Origin of the sequence: Ideonella sp. B508-1, assembly GCF_000333615.1 — a bacterium.
Taxonomy (GTDB): domain Bacteria; phylum Pseudomonadota; class Gammaproteobacteria; order Burkholderiales; family Burkholderiaceae_C; genus Ideonella.
In genome coordinates this window covers 1-7,107 of sequence record NZ_BADL01000597.1, presented here as the reverse complement: position 1 = coordinate 7,107, position 7,107 = coordinate 1, and the positions used below count along the sequence as shown (strand labels likewise).

At 73.6% G+C, this 7,107-nt stretch carries 7 protein-coding genes; 2 read left to right on the top strand and 5 right to left on the bottom strand.

The genetic code is table 11. From position 1 onward, the window contains the following. Both I73_RS30285 and I73_RS23770 read left to right on the top strand, forming a co-directional pair. Positions 1-1,646 (top strand): alpha/beta hydrolase fold domain-containing protein (locus I73_RS30285; RefSeq protein ID WP_022982908.1); only part of this gene is annotated, 1,646 nt, incomplete at its 5' end. Further along, the gene (locus I73_RS23770; RefSeq protein WP_022982907.1) at positions 1,613-2,395 is read left to right on the top strand and encodes an SDR family oxidoreductase; all 783 of its coding nucleotides are present in this window, start codon (positions 1,613-1,615) and stop codon (positions 2,393-2,395) included. The genes I73_RS30285 and I73_RS23770, both read left to right, overlap by 34 nt. A 22-nt stretch (positions 2,396-2,417) precedes the next feature. On the opposite strand, the gene otnI is transcribed toward I73_RS23770, so the two are convergent. The 5 genes from otnI to ltnD all read right to left on the bottom strand — a co-directional run. Beyond that, the gene (gene otnI, locus I73_RS23765) at positions 2,418-3,218 is read right to left on the bottom strand and encodes a 2-oxo-tetronate isomerase (RefSeq protein WP_022982906.1); all 801 of its coding nucleotides are present in this window, start codon (positions 3,216-3,218) and stop codon (positions 2,418-2,420) included. A gap of 47 nt (positions 3,219-3,265) precedes the next feature. After that, entirely contained in the window at positions 3,266-4,276 is a 1,011-nt protein-coding gene (locus I73_RS23760; RefSeq protein ID WP_022982905.1) for an alpha/beta fold hydrolase, read from the bottom strand. A 25-nt stretch (positions 4,277-4,301) separates the two neighbouring features. After that, on the bottom strand, positions 4,302-4,991 hold the full coding sequence (locus I73_RS23755) for an aldolase (protein ID WP_026097140.1): 690 nt from the start codon (positions 4,989-4,991) through the stop codon (positions 4,302-4,304). 28 nt (positions 4,992-5,019) lie between these two features. Continuing rightward, positions 5,020-6,300, bottom strand: a complete 1,281-nt coding sequence (gene otnK, locus I73_RS23750) for a 3-oxo-tetronate kinase (RefSeq protein WP_022982903.1) — start codon at positions 6,298-6,300, stop codon at positions 5,020-5,022. Between the two features lie 3 nt (positions 6,301-6,303). Continuing rightward, a partial coding sequence (ltnD, locus tag I73_RS23745) for an L-threonate dehydrogenase (RefSeq protein WP_026097139.1) occupies positions 6,304-7,107 on the bottom strand: 804 nt, incomplete at its 5' end.

Here is a 7,107-nt window from a genome sequence, read left to right as displayed (position 1 = left end):
GCTGCAAGCGCATCCTGCTGTCCTCCACCTACCTGGCCACCATGGCCCGGCCCAATGTGGCCCTGGTGACCGAGGGCATCCGCCGCATCACGTCCGCGGGGGTGGAGACGGTGGACGGGCGGCTGCACCCGGCCGACGTGCTGGTCTACGGCACCGGCTTTGCGGCCACCGAGTTCCTGGCGCCCATGCGCATCACCGGCCGTGACGGCCGCACGCTGGACGAAGCCTGGCGCGAGGGCGCGGCCGCCTACCTGGGCCTGACGGTGCCGGGCTTTCCCAACCTGTTCACGCTCTACGGGCCCAACACCAACCTGGGCCACAACTCCATCGTCTACATGCTGGAGAGCCAGATCGCCCATGTGATGCGCTGCCGGCGGGCGATGCAGCAGGCCGGCGCCACCGCGCTGGAGGTGGACCCCGGCCGCTTCGGCCGCTTCAACCGCTGGGTGCAGCGCCGGCTGACGGCCACGGTGTGGAACGGTTGCCGCAGCTGGTACGTGGACGCGCGTGGCCACAACCCCACCAACTGGCCCGACTTCACGCTGAGCTTCCGGGCCTGGACGCGCTGGTCCTCGCTGTCGGCCTACCGCCTGAGCAGGCCGCTGGCCAAGACCCCCGGACAGCCCGGCCTGCCCGGCGCGGTCGAGCTGCGCGAGCCCGCCAGCCGCACGGAGGCCCTGGTGGCCGCCGGCCTGCGCAGCCTGCTGCGCCACAGCTTCCGCCTGCTGGTGGGCCCGCCGCTGAACGCGCCGCTGCAGCGCGCGGTGGCGCGGGCGCTGACGCTCACCATGTTCGCCGGCGGCGGCGTGCAGCGGCGCCAGGAACGCGTCGGCGCGGTGCCGGTGGAAGTCCTCAGCCCGCCGGGCCGCAGCGAGGCCGCCGATGGCGCCATCCTCTACCTGCACGGCGGCGCCTTCTGCCTGGGCGGCCCGGCCACCCACCGCAGCCTGAGCAGCCGCCTGGCCCCGGCCGCGCAATGCCCCGTCTGGGTGGTGGACTACCGGTTGGCGCCCGAGCACCCCTACCCGGCTGGGCTGGACGACGTGCTGGCGGTGTGGCGGGCGCTGCGGGCGCACGGCCTGCCGGCCGGGCGCATCGTCATCGCGGGCGATTCGGCCGGCGGTGCGCTGGCCCTGGCGCTGGCCCTGCGGCTCAAGGCCCTGGGCGAGGCCCCGGCGGCCGGGCTGCTGCTGCTCTCGCCGGTGACGGACCTGCGCCCCGAAGGCGGCCTCACCGACCCCGCCCAGCGCGACCCCATGCTGCGCCCGGGCTGGCTCACCCAGGCCCTGCGCTGGTACGCCGCGCCGGCCGACGCGCCGGAGCACCGGCCCCTGAGCCAGGACCTGGCCGGCCTGCCGCCGCTGTTCATCCAGGTGGGCGAGGAGGAGATCCTGCGCGGCCATGCCCTGGCCCTGGCCCGCCACGCCCAGGCCTGCGGCCTGCCAGTGCAACTGGAGGTGCATGCCCGGCGCTGGCATGTGTTCCAGCTGCAGGCGGGCTACCTGGCCTCGGCCGCCGCCGCGGTGCAGGCCCTGGGCCAGGCCAGCCAGCGCTTCATGGCCCAGGCCGCACCGGCCAGCGCCCCCGCGATTCCCGACGAAAGCCCCGCCCCATGGCCCACGACACCCCAAACCGCTGCGTCCTGATCACCGGCGCGGCCACCGGCATCGGCCGGGCCACCGCCCGCCGCTTCGCGCTGGAAGGCTGGCAGGTGGTGGCCGGCGACATCGACGCCACCGGCCTGGCCGACCTGGTGCACGGCCTGGGCGAGGCGCGCTGCCTGGGCCTGGCCCTGGACGTGACCGACCCGGCCCAGTGGACGGCGGCCCTGGCCACCGTGCGCGAACGCTTCGGCCGGCTGGACCTGCTGGTCAACAACGCCGGCCTCCTGATCTCCGGGCCCTTCGCCCAATCACCGCTGGCCAAGCACCACGCGGTGATCGACGTCAACGTGAAGGGCCTGCTCAACGGCTGCTGGCTGGCCCACCCGCTGCTGGCGGCCACGCCGGGCGCGCAGGTCATCAACCTGTGCTCCACCGCGGCCATCTACGGTCAGGCCTCGCTGGCCACCTACTCGGCCAGCAAGTTCGCGGTGCGCGGGCTGACCGAGGCGCTGAACATCGAGTGGGAACAGGACGGCATCCGCGTGCAGGACCTGATGCCGCTGTTCGTGCAGACGGCCATGGTGCAGGACATGGATGCGCAGAGCATCCGCCGCCTGGGCGTGCGGCTGACGGCCGAGGACGTGGCCGAGCAGGTCTGGCGCGCCGCCCGGGCCCGTGGCTGGGGCCGGGTGCACTGGCCGGTGGGCGGCATGGCGCGCTGGCTGTTCCGGCTGTCGGGCAGCGGGCCGCAGTGGCTGGAACGCTGGCTCGCCCGCCGCATCGCGGCCTGAGCCGCGGTGCCGATCCGGGTCTTCAGCCCAGCCAGGGCTGGAGCCAGCCCAGGCCGTCGGAGGTGGCGTGCGGCGCGCTGCCGCGGGCCGGGCGGTACTCGCAGCCGATCCAGCCGTCCCAGCCCAGTTCGTCGATGAGGCGGAACAGGTAGGGGTGGTGGATCTCGCCGATGTCGGGCTCGTGCCGCTCGGGCACGCCGGCGATCTGGAAGTGGCCGACGCGGCCGGTGGGCAGGTACTGGCGGATCTTCATCGCCAGGTCGCCCTCGACGATCTGGCAGTGGTAGAGGTCCATCTGCACCTTGACGTTGGGCGCGCCGATCTCGACCACCAGGGCGTGGGCCTGGTCCTGGCGGTTCAGGAAGAAGCCGGGCATGTCGCGCTCGTTGATCGGCTCGATCAGCACGTCCACCCCGGCCTCGGCGGCCAGCGCGGCCGCCACCTTCAGGTTGGCCACGTAGGTGGCGCGCACGCTGTCGCGGGTCTGGCCCGCGGGCAGCAGGCCGGCCATCACATGGATGCGCGGGCAGCCCAGCACGCGGGCGTAGCCCAGCGCCTGTTCGAAGCCGGCGCGGAACTCGGCCTCGCGGCCGGGCAGGCAGGCCAGGCCGCGCTCACCGGCATCCCATTTGCCCGGAGGGGCGTTGAACAGCACCTGCTGCAGGCCGTGGGCCTTCAGCAGGCCGGCCAGCTGCTCGGCCGGCCAGGCATAGGGGAAGAGGTACTCGACGCCGCGAAAGCCATCGGCGGCGGCGGCGGCAAAGCGATCGAGAAAGTCCACGTCGTTGTAGAGCATGGACAGGTTGGCGGCAAAACGGGGCATGGGGGGACTCTCGGAACGGGAAACGGAAGGAAGTTGGGCTCAGGGACTCAGGCCAGCCGCGGCGCCTCGCGCAGCAGGGTGACCAGTTCGTCGGCGCAGAAGCGGGCGTCCATCAGGCTGGCGTGGCCGCTGGTGCCGGCGCCGGGCGGCACCACCCGGTGGCGGGCGTGGGGAATGCGGGCGATGGCCGGGGCCATCAGGTCCAGGGCCGGCGGGTTGCGCTCGTCGTCGGCGCTGGTGATGGCCAGCACCCGGGCGCGGATGCGGTCCAGGCCGGGCGTGGGGTCGTAGTCGCGCGCGGCCTCCCACTGCCAGAGGTGGTCGTTGGCATCGCCCGCGAAGGGCGCGGCCAGGCGCTGGGCCAGCAGCGCGTCGGCCGCGGCCACATCGGGCGCCTGGGCCCGCAGGGCCTGCTCGCCGCCGTTGGCAGCCAGCGCGAAGAAGGTGGAGGCCCAGGCCAGTGCGGGCGGCTGGGTGGTGTAGCGCCCGCCCTGCCAGGCCGGGTCGCGGCGGATGCTCTCGCACAGCATGCGGCGCAGCAGCCAGTTGCGCCCGCCCATGGGCGCAGGCGAGGCGGCCATGGGCACGGCGATGTCCATCCAGCCCGGGTGTTGACCGGCCAGCAGCCAGGTGTGCATGCCGCCCATCGAATAGCCGATGACCGCGCGCAGGTGGTGGATGCCCAGTGCCTCGGTCAGCAGGCGGTGCAGCACGGCCACCATGTCGCCGTAGGTGTAGGCCGGGAAGGCCGGTCCCAGGCCGTCGCTGGGTTTGGCCGAACGGCCACTGCCCAGGGCGTCGGGCAGGATCAGGTGGTGGCGCGCGGCGTCCAGCGGCTGGCCGGGGCCGAACATCCGCCCGGCCCAGGCCGGTGTGAGCCAGCTGGCCGCCGAGCCCTGGCTGCCGTGCAGCAGCAGCACCGGCTCGCCGTCCGGCGCGCCCAGCGTGGTGCAGGCCAGCGCCAGCGTGGGCAGCACGGTGCCGTCGTGCAGGCGCACGTCGCGCAGGGTGTGCCGCGTTTCGCGCGGGCTCAGGGCGGGTGGCTCAGGCAGGGACATCGCGGCAGTTCCGGCGCGGCAGGGCTCACCAGTGTGCGCCAAAGACCTCGCGCAGCTCGGCGATCTGGGCTTCGCTCAGCGGCGTGGGCCGCGGCCGCAGCCTCTGCCACAGGCGCGCGGTTTCCTCCAGCTCCTCCAGCGTGGCCAGGGCCGCGGCCGGGTGGTCGTGCCAGACGTTGGGGCCCAGCCGGGCCAGCATCACCGCCTGCAGGCGGCGGCCGGCGGCGGCATGGCGGGCGATGGCCGCGGCCACCGCGTCAGCAGCGGCCGGGGCGCCAGGCCGGTGGTAAGGGATGTGCGGCACCCGGCCCACCTTCATGACGAAGTAGGGCGTGATGGGCGGCAGCAACTCGGCGTCCTCGGCCAGCGCGCCCGCGGCGGCGCTGTCGGCCTCCAGCGAGCAGGCCACCAGGTGGCTGCTGTGGGTGTGGATGACGCAGCGCGCGCCATGGCCCGCGGCCTCGGTGGCGGCATAGATGCGCCGGTGCAGCACGATGGTCTTGCTGCCCTTGTCGCCGGCCAGCTGCTGGCCCTGGGCATCCAGCCGGGCCAGGCGCTCGGGCGCCAACGTGCCCAGGCAGGCATCCGTGGGGGTGATCAGGTAGCCGTCGGCCAGGCGCACGCTGATGTTGCCCGCGGTGGCGTGCACATAGCCGCGCTCGAAGAGCGAACGGCCCACGCGGCAGATCTCCGCGCGGGCCTCGGCCTCGTCCAGGAAGGGGATCTCGGCGCTCATGGGGGACTCAGGCCTGCGTCTGCAGCAGGTCGAAGGCCTTGGTGAAGAAGTCGGGGGTGCCGAAGTTGCCGGACTTGAGCGTGATGTGCAAGCCCTCGGGCGCCACATCGGACACCGCGTGGCACCAGGGCACGCCGGGGTCGATCTGGCCGCCGATGCGCATCTGGGCGATGCCCAGGGCCTGCACGCAGGCGCCGGAGGTCTCGCCGCCGGCCACCACCAGCTGGCGCACGCCGCGTTGCACCAGGCCGCGGGCGATGGCGGCGATGGTGCGCTCGACCAGGGCTCCGGCCTCTTCCACGCCCAGTTCGCCCTGGATGGCGCGCACGGCCGCCGGCTCGGCGGTGGAGTAGACCAGCACCGGGCCGTCGGCCACGCGGGCCTCGGCCCAGGCCAGGGCTTCGGCCGCCACGTCCACGCCGGCGGCGATGCGCAGCGGGTCGATGGCCAGGGCCTGGCCGCCCTGGCGAATGAAGTCCGTCACCTGGCCGTTGGTGGCCACCGAGCAGCTGCCCGAGACGATGGCGCGCAGACCACCGGCCGCCGGCAGCGCCGCGGCCTGGCCGGACGGCGCCAGACCGAAGTTGCCCGGCAGGCCGATGGCCACGCCGGAGCCGGCGGTCAGCAGCGGCAGATCGGCCAGGGCCGGCGCCATGCGCAGCAGGTCGGCGTTGGAGACAGCGTCGACGATGGCGATGCCCACGCCCTGGGCCCGCAGCGCGGCGATGCGCGCGCGGATGGCCGCCTCGCCCTCGGCCACCACCGCATGGTCGATCAGACCCACCGGGCGGCGGGTCTGGGCCTGCAGCACCCGCACCAGGTTCGGGTCGCGCATGGGCGTGAGCGGGTGGTTCTGCATGCCGCACTCGCTCAGCAGCACATCGCCCGCGAAGAGGTAGCCCTTGAACACCGTGCGCTTGTTGTCCGGGAAGGCCGGTGTGGCGATGGTGAAGTCGGTGCCCAGCGCGTCCATCAGCGCCTCGGTCACCGGGCCGATGTTGCCCGCCGGGGTGCTGTCGAAGGTGGAGCAGTACTTGAAATAGATCTGCCGCGCGCCCTGGGCCTGCAGCCAGCGCAGCGCCTCGAGCGACTGGGCCACGGCCTCGGCCGCGGGAATGGTGCGCGACTTGAGCGCCACCACCACCGCGTCGGCCTGGGCGTCCAGCGGGCCGGCCGGCACGCCGATGGTCTGCACCACGCGCATGCCGGCGCGCACCAGGTTGTTGGCCAGGTCGGTGGCGCCGGTGAAGTCGTCGGCGATGCAGCCCAGCAGGATCTTGGCGCTCATGGTTCAGACCTTCTTTTCCGGCAGGGTGATGCCCGGGAAGATCTTGATCACCGCGCTGTCGTCTTCCTTGGCGAAGCCGGCGGTGGAGGCCTGCATGAACATCTGGTGCGCGGTGGCGGCCAGCGGCAGCGGGAATTTGCTGGCGCGGGCGGTGTCCAGCACCAGGCCCAGGTCCTTGACGAAGATGTCCACGGCCGACAGCGGGGTGAAGTCGCCGGCCAGCACATGGGCCATGCGGTTCTCGAACATCCAGCTGTTGCCGGCACTGTGGGTGATCACCTCGTAGACCTTGGCCGGGTCCACGCCTTCGCGCAGGCCCAGGGCCATGGCCTCGGCCGCGGCGGCGATGTGCACGCCGGCCAGCAGCTGGTTGATGATCTTGACCTTGCTGCCCGCGCCGGCCGCGTCGCCCAGGCGGTACACGGTGCCGGCCATGCCGTCGAGCACCGCGCCAGCGGCCGCGTAGGCCTCGGGCTTGGCCGAGCTCATCACCGTCATCTGGCCGGAGGCGGCCTTGGCCGCGCCGCCCGAGATGGGCGCGTCGATGTAGTGGATGCCCAGGGCGTTGAGCTTGCCTTCGAGCGCGATGGACCAGTTGGGGTCCACGGTGGAGCACATGATGAAGGTGCTGCCCGGCTGCATGGCCGCGGCGGCGCCGTTGTCGCCGAAGAGCACGGCCTCGGTCTGGGCCGCATTGACGACCACCGACACCACCACGCTGGCCAGGGCCGCCACCTCGGCGGGATGGGCGCAGGCGGTGCCGCCCTCGGGCGCGAGGGCCTGGGCCACGCCGGGAACGCACATCGC